Genomic DNA, 18,099 nt, shown 5'->3' on the forward strand with positions numbered 1-18,099 from the left:
AATAAAAGCACTCTCATTAAGGGCAACTCTAAATTTCTTATTAATCATACAAAACACATAAGTAACCCTTTATTTGATCATTTAACTAAAACGCTCTTTACCGATTCTTGCCAACCTTGATAATAACGATCTCTCAACTCACTTGAAATAACTGGTTGATATTTCTTACTTTCCTGATTTAGCCGTTGTATCTCATCAATCGAATTCCATATCCCAACACCTAATCCAGCTAAGTACACAGATCCTAATGAAGAAAGTTCTGCCACTAGTGAAACAACAACATCACTTCCAATCATGTCAGCTTGGTACTGCATTAAAAATGAATTACTTGTCGCACCACCGTCTACTTTTAACTCTTTTATCTCAATGTTTGATTCATTTTTCATTAATTCAATAGCGTCAGATACTTGATAGGTGATACTTTCTAACGCTGCACGAATAATATGTGCCTTCCCTGAATTTCGATTCATTCCCAAGATGGCAGCTCGTGCATATGGATTCCAATAAGGTGCACCTAAACCAACAAATGCAGGAACTAAGTATACGCCTTGATTATCCGGGATAGAAGTTGCGAGAGATTCAACCTCTGAGAAATCACTAAATAACTCAAGATCCTCTTTCACCCACTTCAGAACATCACCCGTGCTATTGATAATCCCCTCAAGTGCATAACTTACTTCACCATCAATCACCCATGCAACAGATGTAACTAAACCATTTTGTGCATTTACTAAATGACCAGTATTCATCATGACAGAAGTACCCGTACCATAGGTTGCTTTTGCCATTCCTTTTTCAAAGCACTTTTGTCCAAATAAGGCGCCCTGTGAATCACCTATGATTCCCGAGATCGGTAATCCTAAAAAAGAAAGATTAGGATCATTTACTCTACCAAAAATATCATTTGAGCTTTTCACCTCTGGTAGCATTGTTTTCGGGATATTGAATATCTCTAATAATTCATCGTCCCAAGCAAGGGTATGAATATTAAATAGAAGTGTTCTACTTGCATTTGTATAATCAGTTGCATGAACGCTTCCACCCGTTAACTTCCAAATTAACCAACTATCTATCGTTCCAAGTAATAGTTTTCCTTCATTTGCTTTTTCTCTTGCACCTTCAACATGATCTAAAATCCAACTTATCTTTGACGCAGAAAAATAAGGGTCAATCGTTAAGCCTGTTTTAGATTGGATTTTATCTTCAAATCCTTTTTCTTTTAAGCCCTTACAAGAATCAGATGTTCTTCTACATTGCCATACGATTGCATTATAAACAGGAATTCCTGTTTCCTTATCCCAAACGACAATGGTTTCCCTTTGGTTTGTTAAAGCCAACACTTTATATTGATTAAGAGAAACAGAGGCAAATTGAACAACCTCTGTTATCACATGTTTTACATTTTCATAGATTTCTATTGGATCATGCTCAACCCACCCTGACTCTGGATAGTATTGTTTATGGGCTAGCGCAGTTTTATGTGTAATTTCTCCATCTGAATTTACAACTAAAGCTTTTGTACCTGATGTGCTTTGATCGATCGCAAGTATATAGTTTGTTGTCATATCTATCCCTCGATTAATTGTTATTCAATTGCAAAGCGATATTTTTTACATTATCGACACTAATCCCATAATGCTTAAAGACTTCAGCAGTATTCCCAGTAATAGGAGGTTCATCTGGTATTCCAATGATTTTCAATGGAACCGGTTGATGTTGAATGACCACTTCAGCAACAGCTGCACCTAAACCACCATGTATGCTGTGCTCTTCAATCGTAATAATTTTTCCAGTCTCACGCGCTGCTCTAATAATAGCTTCTTCATCTAAAGGCTTGATTGTGTGCATGTTGATTACTCTACAATTAATTCCTTCTTGTTCAAGTGCTTCTGCAGAGTCTAATGCTACACGAACCGTTTCTCCACTAGCAATAATCGTTAAATCACTACCCTCTCTCATCGTAACCGCTTTACCAATTTCAAATTCGTATTCATCTGATACATAGGAATCCTCTACTGGATTACGCCCAATTCTTACATAGGCTGGTCGGTCACTTTCAACTAAAGCTTCAATCATCTTCTTAGCTTCATGACGATCTGCAGGCATCATCACATCAAGGCCAGGTATCGCACGTGTTACTGCTATATCTTGTAAGGAGTGATGTGACATACCAAGCGCACCGTAACTAACTCCTCCACTTATCCCGATCAACTTTACATTTGTTTGCGAATAGGCAACATCTACTTTAATTTGTTCAATACTTCTCATACTTAAGAAACAAGCTGGTGAAGCAATAAACGGCTTTTTACCAGAATGAGCCAACCCAGATGCCATCCCAACAATATTTTGTTCAGCAATTCCAACCTCAACAATTTGTTCTGGCAATTCTTTTCCAAACTGTACCATTGAAGCAGAGCCTCTAGAATCGCTTGTTAGCACTAATAGATCTTTATCTTTTTTACCAAGTTCTAATAATATTTCACTAATCGCCTGGCGATTGGCTATTTTATTACCTTTTGATGTTTTCACTGCAACATTTTTCATACTAAAACCTCCAATTGTTTTGAAAGTTCCTCCATAGCTAGGTTATATTCTTCTTCAGTTGGAACGCGGTGATGCCAGCCTACTTGATTTTCAGCAAACGAAATTCCTTTTCCTTTTACTGTATTAGCTAGGATTAATGTTGGTTTCCCTGGAGTTTTTGGAGTATGACTGAATACATTAACTAGTTCTTTCACATCATTTCCTTCTACTTCAACAACTTCCCATCCAAAGCTTCTCCATTTATCTCCAAGTGGTTCAAGACCCATGACATCTTCTGTGGTATTCGTAATTTGCAGGCGATTTCGGTCAATAATTGCCGTTAAATTATCCAGTTTATATTGTGAAGCTGCCATCGCACCTTCCCATACAGAGCCCTCAGCCTGCTCTCCGTCTCCCATTAAGGTATAAACCCGATAAGATTTTCCATCCATCTTAGCAGCTAAAGCCATACCAACCGAAATTGGTAAACCGTGCCCCAATGAACCTGTATTCATCTCAATGCCAGGTACTTTATTATTCGGATGCCCAATTAGCCTGGAATTAAATTTCGAAAATGTTTTTAGTTCTTCTTTCGGAAAGAAGCCTTTATCAGCTAAAATAGCCCATAAAGACTCAACTGAATGTCCTTTACTTTGAACATAACGATCACGCTCTTCCCAATTTGGATTGTTTGGATCAATGTTCATAATCTTGTAATAAAGAACAGTTAAAATATCAGTGTTTGATAACGAGCCACCCGTATGACCTGTTCTTGCCTCATAGATCATCGTTAATAGTGATTTTCTAATTTCTATCGCCTTTCTTTTCAAAAATGCAATCTCTTCCATAATAAGAACCCTCCCATTTTTCACAATTTATTTGTTAAGATCACTACCACGTAACCATGCTCTAATTTCATTTTCTGTCGGATCAACCGGGTCAGGTGTTAAACCAGGAATATACTCACATGCCTCAAATAGGACCGGGATTACGTTTGCATGAATTCCTACCGAATGATGAATATATGGGCCTTTAACTAATTTTTCTTCCCATAATGGCCAGTCATTTACCTCAACCCATACATATGAACCTCTGGTAAATGGTCCTTCAATTCCTTTTGCCTTCCCCAGAAAGATTGAATACTCTCCATGGTCTCCATCAAAACGAGCTAAAGTCATTTCTCCACCTTTAATTTCACCTTCATGAGTTCCTGGAGAATGATCATCAAACAAAAAATGCTTGTTTAATTTTGGTTTTTCTTCTTTACTTAGTGAAACAGGGAAGTTCCCACAATGGAACAATAATTCACCATTTGGATTCTCAGGATGACGAACCGTGATGTCGGCAAAAAATGTTGGATGCGTATTTAATGTTGCTGCTTGAACCATAATTGATGTAATCGCTCCATGGATATCTGTTTCACAAGTAACTGGAATTTGTTCATCCGTTAAAATTGCATTTGCTAAGCAAGGCATGATGCCAATAATATCTTGTAGTGTTGACCAACATTGGATGGCAATCGCTGTACTCCTTGTATCTTCAGCCAACTGTTTCATGGCTACTTTTAATGATGCAATTCGTCTAACATCTTCTTCAGTCACTGAGCTCCAATCAAGCTTTTCCTTGATATAATTCATAGCCTCATCTAATTCAGGACTATCCGTCTTTTCTATTTTTAACGTTGTTTTCTTTAACTCATCTAGAGTGATAGGATGGATTTGAATACCAAATGTCTCTAATAACTCACCCTCGTTGCAAATAACTGACCAGAAATCAGAAGGTCGAGTTGAAATCTGTAAAATTCTTAAACTACTAAAATGCTTAACTACATTTGCAGCACCAATGAAATTTTTAAAACCTCTCTCGAAGATTGGATCATCAACGCGGCAGTTCGTAATGTAAGTGAACTTTACATTAAATCGTCTTAAAACCTTCCCTGTTGCAAAGATTCCACATTGTGAATCACGAAGGCGCATACCATCTTCTAGTGGAGCTTCATCTCTAGGCCCCCAAAGCAATACCGGCTTTCCAATAGCCTTTGCCACACGAGCAACAATATCCTCAGTTCCAAAATTACAGTGAGGGAAAAACAGCGCATCCACTTCAGCATCTCTAAAACGTTTAATAATAGCAGGCTCTTCAAGGCGTTCATGTAATAGCCCTTCGTCGTTAATCCCCTCTAAATCAACAATCTCAATATCCAATCCGAAGCTTTCAATTTTTTCTCTTATTAAGTTTTTGTATTTCAGTGCATCTTTTTTACTAAAAACAAATCGACGTGTAGGTGCAAAACCTAACTTTAATCTTTGCATGAGTAGTTACCTCCAAGAAATGGTCTGAATTTAGGTCAATTTTAATTTTAAAGCGTATACATAAACTAAGTAACTAAACCTTTTTAGTTTTTTTATATGTGTTATAAATGTATAATAATTCATTTTTTTCAGTAGGTCAATAAACTCAACTAATATTTTTTAGTTATTTTATTGGAATTTATATAAAAGTTTATTTAAAAACTTAATTTTACTCTTCATTCCTCAATGAATATGCTGATCATTATTATTACCAACAGACTAAACGATATCATGTTTAGTTTTATTTATGCTATAATACATAAAAATATTTAGTTTAATTCATATAAACTTTAAATAGGCAGGAGAAATTAGATGAGACTAGATGATATCGCTAAATTAGCAAATGTTTCAAAATCAGCTGTTTCTTTAGCTTTAAATGGAAAAAATGGTGTGAGTGAAGAAACTCGAGATAAAATAGTCAAAATCGCACAAGAACACGGGTATATTCCACGTCCGATTCTAAAAGCTGAGCAATACTTTCAGACCCGAAATAAATTATTAAGGTTTGTAGCTTGTACAAACTCAGGAATTGTGACGGAACACTATGAATCACTTCCTTTTTTTATGGAGCTAATAAATAATATTGATAAACAGGTTAACCCCAGCGGATATTCCTTATTAGTAACATCAGTTGACATTAATATGTTAAAAGAAGAATTAACAAGACTTGAGCAAGAGCAACCATCTTCAGGTATTTTATTATTGGGAACAAACTTAACACCTGAACAAATCAACATAGTATCGACTATTCAACAAAATTTAGTTGTTCTCGATACTTGCTTTGAAACATTAAATACCAATTTTATTGTAATGAATAATGTCCATGGGGCATATTTAGCAGGAAGGCATCTTATTGAATTAGGGCACAGTGAAATTGGTTATATAGAGTCTAATTCAAGAATGTATAATTTCGAAATGAGAAAAATAGGGTTTTTACAGTCACTTAGTGAACATGGTTTAGAAATTAAGAACGAAAATGTATTTTTTCTATCACCAACAACCATTTCCTCCCAGGATGTCTTTATAGAAAAGATAAAAAAGCGTTCACACAATCTTCCTACAGCTTTGTTTTGTGAAGCAGACTATATTGCAATTAGCGTGATTAAATCACTACTTGAGTTAGGAATTCGTGTACCTGATGAGATATCGGTAATAGGATTTGATAATATTTTTGAATCCCAGGTTATTACTCCAGAATTAACAACTATTCATGTAAAGAAAGAAAAGATGGCTGCAATAGCAGTTGAACAACTTATTAATCAAATCGAAAATAACGATTTTGATCGAATAAATATGTTTATTGATACTGAATTAGTGGTAAGAAAATCCAGTACTTTTTATAAAAATGAAAATATGACTGATGAAGTAAAACCTAATAAAATTTCTAGTACTTTAATAAACTAGAGATTTTTTGTTCTCATTGACCTATTTGATCACTAAAGAATCATGTAAGGTTAGAGACCAATAGTGACTAAAAAATATAAGGAGGATGATTACTAGGCTATTTCTAATAAACATCCTCCTTAATTTATTGTCTACTTAAGATAAAAAACCTAGTTCTCCTTAAAATATGTTTTACCAGGCAAGTCAATACGACTCTCATATGAAACCCTTCTTTTTACGCAAAAGGATAGTCAACAACAACCACGTCTTCAATAACTCCTTCTAATGATCCCACAAACTCTTGATGAACTGGATGAGGCCCATAATTGTCCAGAGCATTCTTATTTTCAAAAGTCACTCGCAGCCCTAAAGTAAACCCCTTCATATTTTCCACTTCCTCTGTAACGTTAAATCCTGCCGTTAATTCTTTAATACCAGGAATCTTATCTTGAAAGCTATTAAGTCTTCCAAGTAATTCCTTTTCTTTCTCCGGTGTTAAAAATTCATTAAATTTAAAAAATACCATGTGTTCATACATTTTTATTCATCCCTTTCGACATAAATTTATTAGAAATTTCATCATTCTTTACATTATTACTCATTATACAGGGGAAATCCAAGCATTTTATCCAATAATTCCATAAATTGGAATCATTTGAATTTTCAAAGGTGAAAAGCGTGTCCCTAGTCCCAACTATACTGTTAAACTCTATTCTACTGATCGTCTACCAATGTTTGTACACTTCCAGATCCACTGTAATTTATTGTTGTGGAGAGACCCAGATATTTGAGACAAGGAAGTAACACTTCCGAAATAGTTTAAATCTATCACGATTACATAGAGGTGTTTTAAACGGAGAGAAAAGGTCATTCGGAAAATAAAATGGAAAGTCGTGAAAATGAGACAGCAAGATTATACCCATAGATAAAAGTTTTTAGTATTAAAAATAGAGGCAAATTCAGTATTACAATGGGACAGTACTGGGGGGACTTATTGTTTTTCTCAACTAGTGGGAAAACTATATTCTTATGATAAAGTAGCCGTCTTTTTGTTTTTTGGATAAGTTAAGAGGAGTTGGATCCATTAAGTGTTATTAAAGTAGTAACAGAACTTTCTTCTGTATACAAAGCTAAAGTAGCGTTTAGAAATTAAAATATATACATGCCAACATAAATGGCATTAGGTGAAATTCAAAAGCTGTACTAGGACATCACCGTGTTCGAGTCACATTAGATACCTTTTTGCATGTAAGTACAGAGGTTTAAACAAAATTTTTCTAGAGAAAATGTGCAATTTGAAAGTATGTGATCAACCTTTTGATAAAAATACCGATAACAAAAAGGAAGGCTCTAACTCAAAGAACCCTCCTTTTCTATAGTAATATTATTTTTTCTTATCGTGCTGCTTTAACAGCTTCAATTGCTGCCTCATAATTAGGATGATTTGAAACTTCGTTTACATATTCAACATATGTAACCTTATCACTTGAATCAATAACAAAAACGGCTCTTGCTAAAAGACGTAATTCTTTAATATGAACGCCATACGCTTCACCAAATGAAAGATTACGGTGATCAGAAAGCGTTTTAACATTTTCAAGCCCTTTTGATCCACACCATCTTTTTTGTGCAAATGGTAAATCAACGCTGATTGTTAACACTTCTACACCGCTTACACTAGAAGCATCTTCATTGAAACGACGAGTTTGTGCATCACAAACCCCAGTGTCAAGTGAAGGTACCACTGAAATTAAGCGTACCTTTCCTTCAGAATCCTCAAGTCTTACCGGTGATAAATCATTATCAAGTACTACAAAATCAGGTGCAGTGTCTCCGACTTTTATTTCTTTTCCTACTAATGTAACAGGGTCATTTAAAAATGTAACTGAAGCCATACCAATTCCTCCTTTATGTCTAAACATTGGATACACTTATCTAATGAATACAAACAAATTAACTATCAACCTAACTCGTTTGTATTCTTGTATACTAAGTAATCCAATAACTAAAGTTTACTTTTCCATATTGTCCTTGTCAACATCCATAGTCTCATTTCTTTTTATTTAAAAAACTCAACCAAGAACAGAGACACTTCAGGAATGACTGTAATAACCGTTAAACTTAAAATCATCGCAATAAAAAATGGAACCGTAGCTTTAGCAAGAGACTCGATTGATAACCCCGATATTCCAGACCCAACAAATAGATTTACACCTACTGGTGGAGTGATAAAACCAATTGCCAAGTTTACAATCATGATAATTCCAAACTGAATTGGGTCGATTCCAATATTAATGGCAATAGGCAATAAGATTGGAACTAATATAATGATTGCTGCTACAGTATCCATAAACATTCCAACAAATAATAGCAAGAGATTAATAAGCAATAATATGACAAGAGGATTAGACGATACACTTAACAATGAATCAGCTACCAATCTAGGAATTTGTTCCATCGTTAAAATTCTTCCAAATGCATTTGCCGTCCCAATAATAATTAATATTGTTGCAGATGTTAATGCTGCATCCTTTAATACTTTAGGAAATGTTTTAAATGTCAGCTCTTTATAAACAAAAATACTAATAATTGCCGCGTATACAACAGCAACTACAGCCGCCTCTGTTGGTGTAAAGATACCTCCATATATGCCTCCTAAGATAAGGATAGGAATAAATATGGCCCACTTCGCCTCATTAATCCCGGATAGCGCTCTTTTAAATGTAAACTTTTCACCATTTCCTTTATAGTTATTCTTTTTCGAGTAAATATAACTCCATGCCATCATTACGACACCAATTAGTACTCCAGGTATAATACCGGCAATAAACATATCACCAATTGATACACTTCCAGATACACCGTATATAACCATAGGGATACTTGGTGGAATGATAATACCTAGTGCACCGGCAGCTACGACAACTGCGGTAGCAAATTTTTTATCATAGCCATATCCAACCATTGCTGGAATCATAATCCCTCCAACTGCTGCAACTGTTGCAGGACCAGATCCGGAAATCGCTGCAAAAAACATACAAGTCAGTACCGCCGCCATTGCGAAACCACCTGTAAAATTACCAACAAAAACATTAGCCAGCTTAAAAAGACGCTCTGATATTCCACCTTTCCCCATAATCTCTCCTGCTAAAATGAAGAAAGGAACTGCCATTAAAGGAAATGAATCAGTAGATTGAACAAGACTTTGTGCGAGATATTCAACTGATGTGACATCTGCATACAAAATTGTGACAAGAGAAGCTAATCCCAGAGATATACCGATAGGAACAGTTAAAAGTAAAAAGAATACGAAACTACCAAATAATACAAGTGCTGTCATACTTATCACCTACTCCCCAGATCTAAATAGATCAAATTGAATTTTCATTCTTTGAATGATTCGAATAGCCGTTAATAATAATCCAACCATTGGAGCTGCATACACCCATTGCATAGGTATATTTAAAGCCGGTGAAGTACGTGTAACTTGAATGACGACTTCAAAACTGAAGTATATGAGAATAACAGCAAATGCTAAAAATGCTAAATTTGCGCACATGGCTAACAAAAACTTACCTTTCCTTTTAAACAGCATTGCCAATGCGTCAACGCTTATATGTGCTTGCCGTTTTACTCCATAACTTACCCCAATATAAATCATCCATATAAAAGCATACCTGGCTAATTCCTCTGACCAAACAAGAGAGGCACTTAATACATACCTCATAAACACTTGGATAAAAACGACTACTACTGTTAGGATACTAAGTAAAATAAGTAAGAAGCCCTCTATATTCTCATCTAACCATTTTATAACCGACATAAATTTACCCCCTTTATAAAAAGCAGAATCCACTGAAGATAACCATTCGGATAGATTCTGCTTTTCTCACCTTTTTACTCTTGAGCCTTTAGGATACGGTCGATAAGGTCTTTACCATAAGTATCTTCATATTCTTCATAGACAGATTTGGAAGCTTCTCTAAAAGATGCGACTTCAGGTTTATTCACTTTCATTCCCTCTTTTTCCAGCTCTTTTAAAAGAGTTTCTTCATCCTTCATAACTAAGTCTCTATGAAATGTTGAAGCTTCTTTTAAACTTGATTGAACGATTTCCTGCTGTTCGGATGTTAACGTTTGCCAAAATTCATCACTTATTGCGACAGTAGTTGGGCTATATGAATGACTTGTTAAACTTAGATATTTTTGAACTTCATAGAACTTCGTTGCATGGATATTTGAGATCGGATTTTCCTGTCCATCCACCGTACCTTGTTGTAAGGCCATATAGAGTTCTCCAAATGCCATTGGGGTAGGGTTTGATCCAAGCGATTCAAAGATGCTTACTAATATAGGCATTTCAGGCGTGCGAATCTTTAATCCTTTTAAATCTTCAACTTTTTCAATTGGTTTTGAATTATTCGTAACATGTCTGAATCCGTTTTCGAAATGTCCCAGCACACGTAAGTTGTCATCAAGTAATCCTGAAAATACTTCCTCACCAATTGGGCCGTCTAATGCTTCCCATGCCTGTTCATTTGTCTCAAATAAGAAAGGTAACCCAAAAACATCTACCTTTGGTTCATATTGTGCAAACGTACTAGCAGCTACCATTTGAATATCGTTAAATGAAACACCTTCAACCATTTGCGGCTCACTACCTAAAACCTCATTTGGGAAAACTTCAACTGTTATTTGATTATTGGACTTCTCTTCTACTAAAGATTTAAATTTCAAAGCAGCCTCATGTCTTGAGTTTGATTCGACGGCACTATGTGCAAATTTAATCGTAATTTTGTCCCCATTGTCATTACTTTTTTTACTATCACTAGATGTTTCTTTTCCACCACAAGCAGCTAAAAAGACCACTAAAATTACTAACATAAATGATAAAGCTGTTTTTCTCATCATTACTCCCCCTTATAATCGTATATATATTTTTAATAGGCATTTTTTTAAAACGCACCTATCTTTTAACAAAGAAAGTAGAGACTAAATTTTCATCATATCAACAACCACTTTTATTGGAGAACCATTTTTTGTTAAGGCTACTTCCATCGCCTCATTTATCTGGTCAAAGTGATACCTATGGGTAATTAATGATTCAAGCTTATACTTACGACTCGCTAAAATATCAATTGCCATATCAAAGTCTTCTTTTACATACATTGAAGATCCATATATCTGAATCTCTGACATCATCAATCTATTTAAATCAATCGAAATTTGTTCTTCGAATAAGGCAATAGAAATGATTTTTCCTTTTCTTTTCAACACATTCAAAGCATCATCTACTATCGTTTCATAACTCGCTGTAAGAAAAACATGATCAAATTGACCAATATGAGCAGCAGCATATTCTTTTAAGGATTGATACCTTACATTCACAACATCCGTTGCACATAATTTTTTTCCTATTTCTAAATTTTTATCGATGGCATCTGTCAGACATATCGTTTCAGCCCCTTTGGCATGAGCAGCAACTGCCGTAACAAGTCCTATAGGTCCTGAACCAAGTATGGCTACTTTATCTCCCTGTTTTACTTCGGCAATATTTACAGCATGAACACCTACTGCAAGAGGTTCTGTAAGGACAGCTAAATCTGGCGTTAGCGTTTTCGGAAGTTTGTAAACACTCTTCTCTTTAGCTACTACATATTCTGCGAACCCCCCATCCCACTCGGTTGTTCCGAGTACAACTTTTTCTTCGCAAAGATTGTAGTCCCCTTTTATACAAGAATTGCAATTCCCACATCCAATCTGCGGTTCAATCGTGACCATATCTCCTTCTTCAAACGTTAAGACACTATTCCCCACCTCTATTATTTTGCCGACTACTTCATGTCCTAAAATGCTTGGTGGATGCCGAAAAGGATGTTTTCCCAAATATGCATGAATATCAGAACCACATATCCCGGCACTTATCACTCTAATTAACACATCATTCCCCTTTATTTTTGGCACCTCTTTTCCAATGACCGTAAAATGTTCAACCCTATCAAATAATGCTGCTTTCAAAGCCATTCCCCCTTAAGCTATTTTTCATGAGAACAACGCAGACAAGTAATCGCTTACATTTTAAAAGATAAAACATAACCTTAATGAGTAGAACAGGATGTAACATACAGCAGAAGCCATACACAATAAGCGAAATCTACTAAGAACTTCTGATGTTTTCAACTCAAAAAGGTAACTGGAGACTATTTTGTTAGCGATTACAAAAATTAAAAAAACAATATTGTCATCTTATAATCTTGTTAACTTGTATGCTAAGTTAACTTATAATCACAGTATATCTACCCTTGACCTAAATGTCAATGTAAATCAAAAGAATATTCAGAACCTTCCGTTGCTTTTTTATACCAAAATATAAAAAGGACTTTATCAAGAATGGAAACCTTGATAAAGTCCTTTAAGCATTTATTATAACCGTTCTTTTACAATTAATCTTTCCAATATCGATCATAGAGGTTCTGCATATGAGTCGTCATTAGTTCCACAGCTTTCAATTCATCATGCTCTTCGATGGCTTTAATAAGCATTTTATGCTCTTCAAAGTTAACGTCTCGATAATCTGGACGAGTAAATGTCCGATCTCTAATGAGCTTCCACATTTCCTGCTGTTTCATTGCATTACTAATTGCAGCCATAATTTTAATAAATAAGTCATTATGAGAAGCCTTTGCTATTCCTTTATGAAGGGCTTCATCAGTATCCGGGACGTATATGCCAGACTTTGTTTCTTCCTCCATTTTTTGAATAGTTGAGCGAAGTTCCTCAATATCCTCGTCAGTTGCTCTTAGTGCAGCATATTTAATAATAACCGGCTCAATATTCATTCTTGCTTCTACAATGTCTTCTGGTGAGGTTGAATCCAATATAAAAGCTGAATCAGAATGATTTAATATTTGTGTATTTTTAACATACACACCTTCTCCTTGACGAGAGTAAATGATACCATTCAACTCAAGAGCACTTAATGCTTGTCTAATCGGAGCACGACTAACTCCAAACTGTTCGCAAAGCTCTCGTTCTGCAGGTAATTTATCACCTATATTGAAAGATCCTGATTGGATTTCTGAAAGAATTTGATTATAAATTTGTATATATAATTTTTCACTGGATACTCGATTAAAGCTAATTTTAATCACTTCTCTCAATATGTATTCTTACGTGTAAACGTTACTAAAACACATTTAATTATAAGCTTTTCTCTTTTAAAGAGCAACACTAATACAGGATTAATTTAACATATATCGAAGCTATTCTTGTTGATTGCTGCTGTTTGATTTCTTTATGGGTAACCCAGAAGTCCCCTTCGTACCACTTCTCTAGTTTCCAAAGCATTAAAAGAGAGTGATGGGCAGACCATCACTCTCATATAACATTATCTATATTGCATTTCAAGTTCTGTTACCTTTCTAATACGATTTTCATGTCTTTCGCCCTCTTCGAAGGAGGTAGTTAACCATATTTTTGTAATATCACGAGCTAATCCTGGACCAATGACACGCTCTCCCATAGCTAGAATATTCGAGTTATTATGTTCCCTTGTTGCTTTAGCACTGAAGGTATCGTGAACAAGTGCACAACGAATTCCCTTTACCTTATTAGCAGCAATACTCATTCCTATACCAGTGCCACACACTAATATGCCTCTTTCTACCTCACCTTTTGCTACCATTTCTGCTACTGGGACAGCATAATCAGGGTAATCTACTGAGGATTGGCATTCACACCCTAAGTCAATATAATCTACATTCATTTCCTCAAGCAAAGAGATAATTTCTTTGCGGATGGTTATACCACCATGATCTGATGCAATAGCTACTTTCATTTTTTCCCTCCTACTCGTGTATATCCATAACTTTGATTTTATTACTAAGTTATACGTTATTAAACTGAAAACCTTTTCATTTGATTCCAAAAAGAACGAATATAAAATTATTTTTTTGTACGATCAATCTTTTTAGCGTTGTCACAGCATTCACACTTAGAATAAAGAACAGTTACCTTTTCATTTTCAAAGTGATCGATCGTTGAATTACAATTTTGGCAAATTACTGTACCCATCTGTTCTTCTCCCCCATTCAATTAATCGTAAATTCGTATACTTGTGTACTTGTCATACAAGCGTACTTATATTTAGTTTACTTTTCAATCCATCAATTGTCAATGTTCTTTGTTTTATAGCTTAGTCTTTTACTTTTACATTTGCTTTCTTTACGATTGCACTTTGTTTATAGAGAATTTAAGATCTCTTCATGTCATCTATATATTATGCCTTCCAATATCGCTCATAAAGATTTTCCATATGAGAGGTCATTAATTCTACTGCTTTTTTTGCATTATGTTCCTCAATAGCTTTGATAAGAGATAAGTGTTCTTTAAAATTTATATCTCTATAATCTGGTCTGGTTACCGTCCTATCTCGAATAAAATGCCACATTTCCTGTTGCTTCATTGCATTACTAATAGCCGACATAAACTTTATGAATAAGTCATTATGGGAAGCCTCTGCTATTTGTTTGTGTAATGTTTCATCTGTTTCCGGTACGTATACTCCAGATTTCGTTTCTTCTTCCATCTTTTTGATCGTCTTTTGAAGTGCTTTAATATCGTCATCTGTAGCTCTTAGTGCAGCAAATTCAATTATTAACGGCTCTATACTCATTCTTGCTTCAACAATATCCTCTGGGGAAATCAATTTTAAAAAGAATGATGTTTGAAAATTCCCTGTAAGAACCTTACTATTTTTCACGAATATGCCTTCCCCTTGGCGTGAATAGATAACTCCATTCAACTCTAATGCACTGAGAGCCTGTCTAACAGGTGCTCGACTCACATTAAAAAGTTCACATAACTCTCTTTCCGAAGGCAGTTTTTCCCCTTCTTTAACTACGCCAACTTCAATCTCTGATAGTATTTGATTATAAATTTGAATATATAGTTTTTTACTGGAAACAGGGATAAAATTGATCGTCCTCACTTCTCTCTATATTATGTTATAGAAAACTATTAAAATGAATGTTGAAACAGGCAGCCAAGTCTTGGTTGCCTGTTTTAACTATAGAAATTAATCCATGTGAGAACCACCGTTAATATCTATTTCTTCGCCTGTAATATAAGATGCTTCTTCTGACGCTAAGAATGCAATAGCTGAGGCAATTTCACTAACTTCACCAGGTCTACCCATTGGGATGCTATCAATAACCTTCTTTGCATCTTCTTCAGGAAGAGACTTCCAAATTTCAGTGTTAACTAGTCCAGGTGCAACACTGTTTACTGTGATGCCATCCACAGCTACTTCACGTGCAAGATTTTTAGAGAAGCCTAATACAGCAGCTTTAGATGCTGAATAGTGCGCTCCGCCGAAAACTCCTCCACCTCTTTTAGCAGATACAGAGGAAAGGTTGATAATGCGACCAAACTTTTGTTTTCTCATCGGCTCTAGTACACTTTGAGTACATAGGAACAGACCAAACATATTAACATTAAAGACTCTCGTCATATCCTCAAGTGTCATGTCCTGTACAGTTACTTTTTGAGATATTCCCGCATTATTAACGAGAATATCAATTCTTCCGTATTCTGCGAGTACTTTTTCTACCATAGCGTCAACAGACTCTTTGTTTGTAACATTTAATTCTACACCTAACGCCTTACCACCAGCTTCAGTAATGGCGTTTACAGTATCATCGATTCCTTCTAGATTTAAATCAGCTACAACTATCGCTGCACCTTGTTTTGCAAGTGCTAATGCAATTGTACGTCCAATCCCTTTTTTAGATCCACTTCCTGTTACGATTGCTACTCTATCATGTAATTGAAACATTTTCTTCCACTCCCAATTTTATAATTTATTTATTTCAAAGATTATCGAAGCATATTTTTAGCAGTACCAATAATATTCTCAACAGTGATTCCATTCAGTTCTAATAGTTTTTCATATGGCGCAGACTGACCAAATTGATCCTGAACCCCGATTCTGCTTACCTTACCTCTGCCTTCTTCTGCTACAACTTCACATACACCGCTGCCCAAACCATTTAAAATATTGTGATCTTCAACAGTAATAATTTTTCCAACTTCTAAACATTCAACCACAGCCTCACGGTCTAATGGTTTAATTGTATGCATATCTAATAGCTTGACAGAGATTCCTTCTTTTTCTAACTCTTTTGTCGCTTCAATTGCTAAGCGCACAGTGTCACCGTTTGCAATAATAGCAATGTCTGAACCATCTTGTAATTTTTTGGCCTTACCGATTGTGAATTCTTCATTTTCGTCATAAATCATTGGAACTGTATCTCTTGTAAAGCGGAGGTAAACTGGACCATACATGTTTGCCGCTTGCTCAACTAGCTTTCTAGTAGAATAGTAATCTGCCCCCATAATGACTGTCATATTTGGAAAGCTTCTTAATACTCCCATATCTTCAATTGCCTGGTGACTTCCACCATCGTTAGCTGGAGTTAATCCACCGTGAGAACAAGCAATTTTAACATTCAAGTTTGGATAACAAACTTCTTGTCTAATTTGCTCTGCCATTCTTAAAGAACCGAAAACTGCGTAAGTGCTTACAAAAGGAATCTTTCCAGTAGTTGCAAGTCCTGCTGCTAATCCAGCTGCATTTTGCTCTGCAATTCCAACATTTATATGTTGATCAGGTAATTGTTTAATAAAGTTGCTCGTTTTACACGATTTCGCAATATCAACATCAATGACATAAATATCTTTATTTTCCTTTCCTAACTTTACAATTTCATCACCAAAAGCTTCTCTAGTTGCTTTCTTTGTCGTTAGCGTTTTTTCTAAGATACTCATTATTTTAACCCCCCTGCGATTTCTCCAATTGCCTGTTTGTATTCTTCATCATTAGGAGCTACCCCGTGCCATTCAGCAACATCTTCCATATAAGAAACACCTTTACCTTTTACAGTGTCCATCACGATACATTTTGGTTTTCCATTTTTAGCAGCTCTTATTTCATCAAGAGTTTCAACAATCTCTTCCATTGAGTGTCCATCGATTCGTTTTGTTTCAAATCCAAACACTTCAAATTTCTTTTCTAAATCTTGTAATGGCATGATTTCATCAGTAAAACCATCGATTTGAAGTCTGTTGTTATCGACAAACACGACTAAATTATCTAATTGATATTTCACTGCAGTCTGAGCTGCTTCCCAAATCTGACCTTCTTGACATTCACCATCACCCAATAATGAGAAGACACGATAATCTTTTTTATCTCGTTTTCCTGCAATCGCCATCCCTACACCACATGAAAGTCCTTGACCTAAAGATCCAGTTGAGATATCAATACCAGGACATTTCTTCATGTCTGGGTGTCCTTGGAATGGAGAGCCATATTCTCTTAACGTGTAAATTGTGTCATATGGAACATACCCTTTTAAGGCTAAAGCTGAATATAGAATTGGACAAACATGTCCTTTGGAAAGGACAAATCTGTCACGATCTTCCCAATTAGGATTGCTTGGATCGATGTTCATTTCTTTAAAATATAGCGCTGTCATTAAGTCCGCAGCAGATAGTGACCCACCCGGATGACCTGATTGTGCTTTGTGAATCATTGTTACAGCTGTTTTTCTCATTTCAATGGCTATGTCTTTTAATTCTTCAATACTTATATTTTTCAACTTTATCACCTCAATGATTTATTTAAAATTGTAATCTTATAATGTTGTTCACTTGTCATACAAGTTATGCCGCACTTGTCTAACAAGTTTTTCTATACCTGTAGTATACATCTTCCACTTTTACTTGTCTACTAAGTATACAAATTATTTTTAATAAATTTATATTTTGCTAAAAAAAGAGG

General features: G+C 35.3%; 18 protein-coding genes. 1 reads left to right on the forward strand and 17 read right to left on the reverse strand.

Annotated elements, in window-relative coordinates; translation table 11 throughout:
- Positions 1–77: 77 nt before the first annotated feature.
- Genes glpK through BK577_RS23445 form a run of 4 tightly spaced genes read right to left on the reverse strand, consistent with a single transcriptional unit; the run spans position 78 to position 4,835 of the window.
- Positions 78–1,565 (reverse strand): glycerol kinase GlpK, encoded by a 1,488-nt coding sequence (glpK, locus tag BK577_RS23430; RefSeq protein WP_051475572.1) that lies wholly within the window; start codon positions 1,563–1,565, stop codon positions 78–80.
- A 13-nt stretch (positions 1,566–1,578) separates the two neighbouring features.
- Positions 1,579–2,544: a transketolase family protein gene (locus BK577_RS23435; protein WP_026560682.1), complete on the reverse strand. Its 966-nt coding sequence runs from the start codon at positions 2,542–2,544 to the stop codon at positions 1,579–1,581.
- The gene (locus tag BK577_RS23440; RefSeq protein WP_026560681.1) at positions 2,541–3,371 is read right to left on the reverse strand and encodes a transketolase; all 831 of its coding nucleotides are present in this window, start codon (positions 3,369–3,371) and stop codon (positions 2,541–2,543) included. The genes BK577_RS23435 and BK577_RS23440 overlap by 4 nt, the downstream gene beginning before the upstream one ends.
- A gap of 27 nt (positions 3,372–3,398) precedes the next feature.
- Positions 3,399–4,835 (reverse strand): L-fucose/L-arabinose isomerase family protein, encoded by a 1,437-nt coding sequence (locus tag BK577_RS23445; protein ID WP_078435140.1) that lies wholly within the window; start codon positions 4,833–4,835, stop codon positions 3,399–3,401.
- A gap of 351 nt (positions 4,836–5,186) precedes the next feature.
- Here BK577_RS23445 and BK577_RS23450 point away from each other — a divergent pair, with 351 nt between their 5' ends.
- Complete coding sequence (locus tag BK577_RS23450) at positions 5,187–6,278, forward strand: LacI family DNA-binding transcriptional regulator (RefSeq protein ID WP_078435141.1); 1,092 nt, start codon at positions 5,187–5,189, stop codon at positions 6,276–6,278.
- Positions 6,279–6,492: 214 nt separating this feature from the next.
- On the opposite strand, the gene BK577_RS23455 is transcribed toward BK577_RS23450, so the two are convergent.
- From BK577_RS23455 to BK577_RS23515, 13 genes are all read right to left on the reverse strand, one after another.
- Positions 6,493–6,795, reverse strand: a complete 303-nt coding sequence (locus tag BK577_RS23455; RefSeq protein ID WP_026560679.1) for a Dabb family protein — start codon at positions 6,793–6,795, stop codon at positions 6,493–6,495.
- An 856-nt stretch (positions 6,796–7,651) separates the two neighbouring features.
- Positions 7,652–8,152: a thiol peroxidase gene (tpx, locus tag BK577_RS23460; protein ID WP_026560678.1), complete on the reverse strand. Its 501-nt coding sequence runs from the start codon at positions 8,150–8,152 to the stop codon at positions 7,652–7,654.
- Positions 8,153–8,316: 164 nt separating this feature from the next.
- On the reverse strand, positions 8,317–9,597 hold the full coding sequence (locus BK577_RS23465) for a TRAP transporter large permease (protein WP_034332469.1): 1,281 nt from the start codon (positions 9,595–9,597) through the stop codon (positions 8,317–8,319).
- 9 nt (positions 9,598–9,606) lie between these two features.
- The gene (locus BK577_RS23470) at positions 9,607–10,080 is read right to left on the reverse strand and encodes a TRAP transporter small permease (RefSeq protein WP_034332467.1); all 474 of its coding nucleotides are present in this window, start codon (positions 10,078–10,080) and stop codon (positions 9,607–9,609) included.
- A 74-nt stretch (positions 10,081–10,154) separates the two neighbouring features.
- Positions 10,155–11,165, reverse strand: coding sequence for a TRAP transporter substrate-binding protein (locus BK577_RS23475; protein ID WP_078435142.1), 1,011 nt, complete (start codon positions 11,163–11,165; stop codon positions 10,155–10,157).
- Between the two features lie 84 nt (positions 11,166–11,249).
- Positions 11,250–12,275 (reverse strand): zinc-dependent alcohol dehydrogenase, encoded by a 1,026-nt coding sequence (locus BK577_RS23480; protein ID WP_169908454.1) that lies wholly within the window; start codon positions 12,273–12,275, stop codon positions 11,250–11,252.
- A 425-nt stretch (positions 12,276–12,700) separates the two neighbouring features.
- The gene (locus BK577_RS23485; protein WP_026560674.1) at positions 12,701–13,408 is read right to left on the reverse strand and encodes a FadR/GntR family transcriptional regulator; all 708 of its coding nucleotides are present in this window, start codon (positions 13,406–13,408) and stop codon (positions 12,701–12,703) included.
- A 236-nt stretch (positions 13,409–13,644) separates the two neighbouring features.
- Positions 13,645–14,094: a ribose 5-phosphate isomerase B gene (rpiB, locus tag BK577_RS23490; RefSeq protein ID WP_026560673.1), complete on the reverse strand. Its 450-nt coding sequence runs from the start codon at positions 14,092–14,094 to the stop codon at positions 13,645–13,647.
- A 107-nt stretch (positions 14,095–14,201) separates the two neighbouring features.
- A complete protein-coding gene (locus BK577_RS23495; protein ID WP_078435144.1) occupies positions 14,202–14,330 on the reverse strand; it encodes a GapA-binding peptide SR1P in 129 nt (42 codons plus the stop codon).
- A gap of 205 nt (positions 14,331–14,535) precedes the next feature.
- Entirely contained in the window at positions 14,536–15,246 is a 711-nt protein-coding gene (locus BK577_RS23500) for a FadR/GntR family transcriptional regulator (RefSeq protein ID WP_026560672.1), read from the reverse strand.
- Positions 15,247–15,333: 87 nt separating this feature from the next.
- The gene (locus BK577_RS23505) at positions 15,334–16,092 is read right to left on the reverse strand and encodes an SDR family NAD(P)-dependent oxidoreductase (RefSeq protein ID WP_026560671.1); all 759 of its coding nucleotides are present in this window, start codon (positions 16,090–16,092) and stop codon (positions 15,334–15,336) included.
- Positions 16,093–16,133: 41 nt separating this feature from the next.
- A complete protein-coding gene (locus BK577_RS23510) occupies positions 16,134–17,084 on the reverse strand; it encodes a transketolase family protein (RefSeq protein ID WP_026560670.1) in 951 nt (316 codons plus the stop codon).
- Entirely contained in the window at positions 17,084–17,917 is an 834-nt protein-coding gene (locus BK577_RS23515) for a transketolase (RefSeq protein ID WP_026560669.1), read from the reverse strand. The genes BK577_RS23510 and BK577_RS23515 overlap by 1 nt, the downstream gene beginning before the upstream one ends.
- Between the last annotated feature and the right edge of the window lie 182 nt (positions 17,918–18,099).

It is taken from the genome of Metabacillus halosaccharovorans (assembly GCF_002019635.1).
Lineage (GTDB): Bacteria > Bacillota > Bacilli > Bacillales > Bacillaceae > Metabacillus > Metabacillus halosaccharovorans.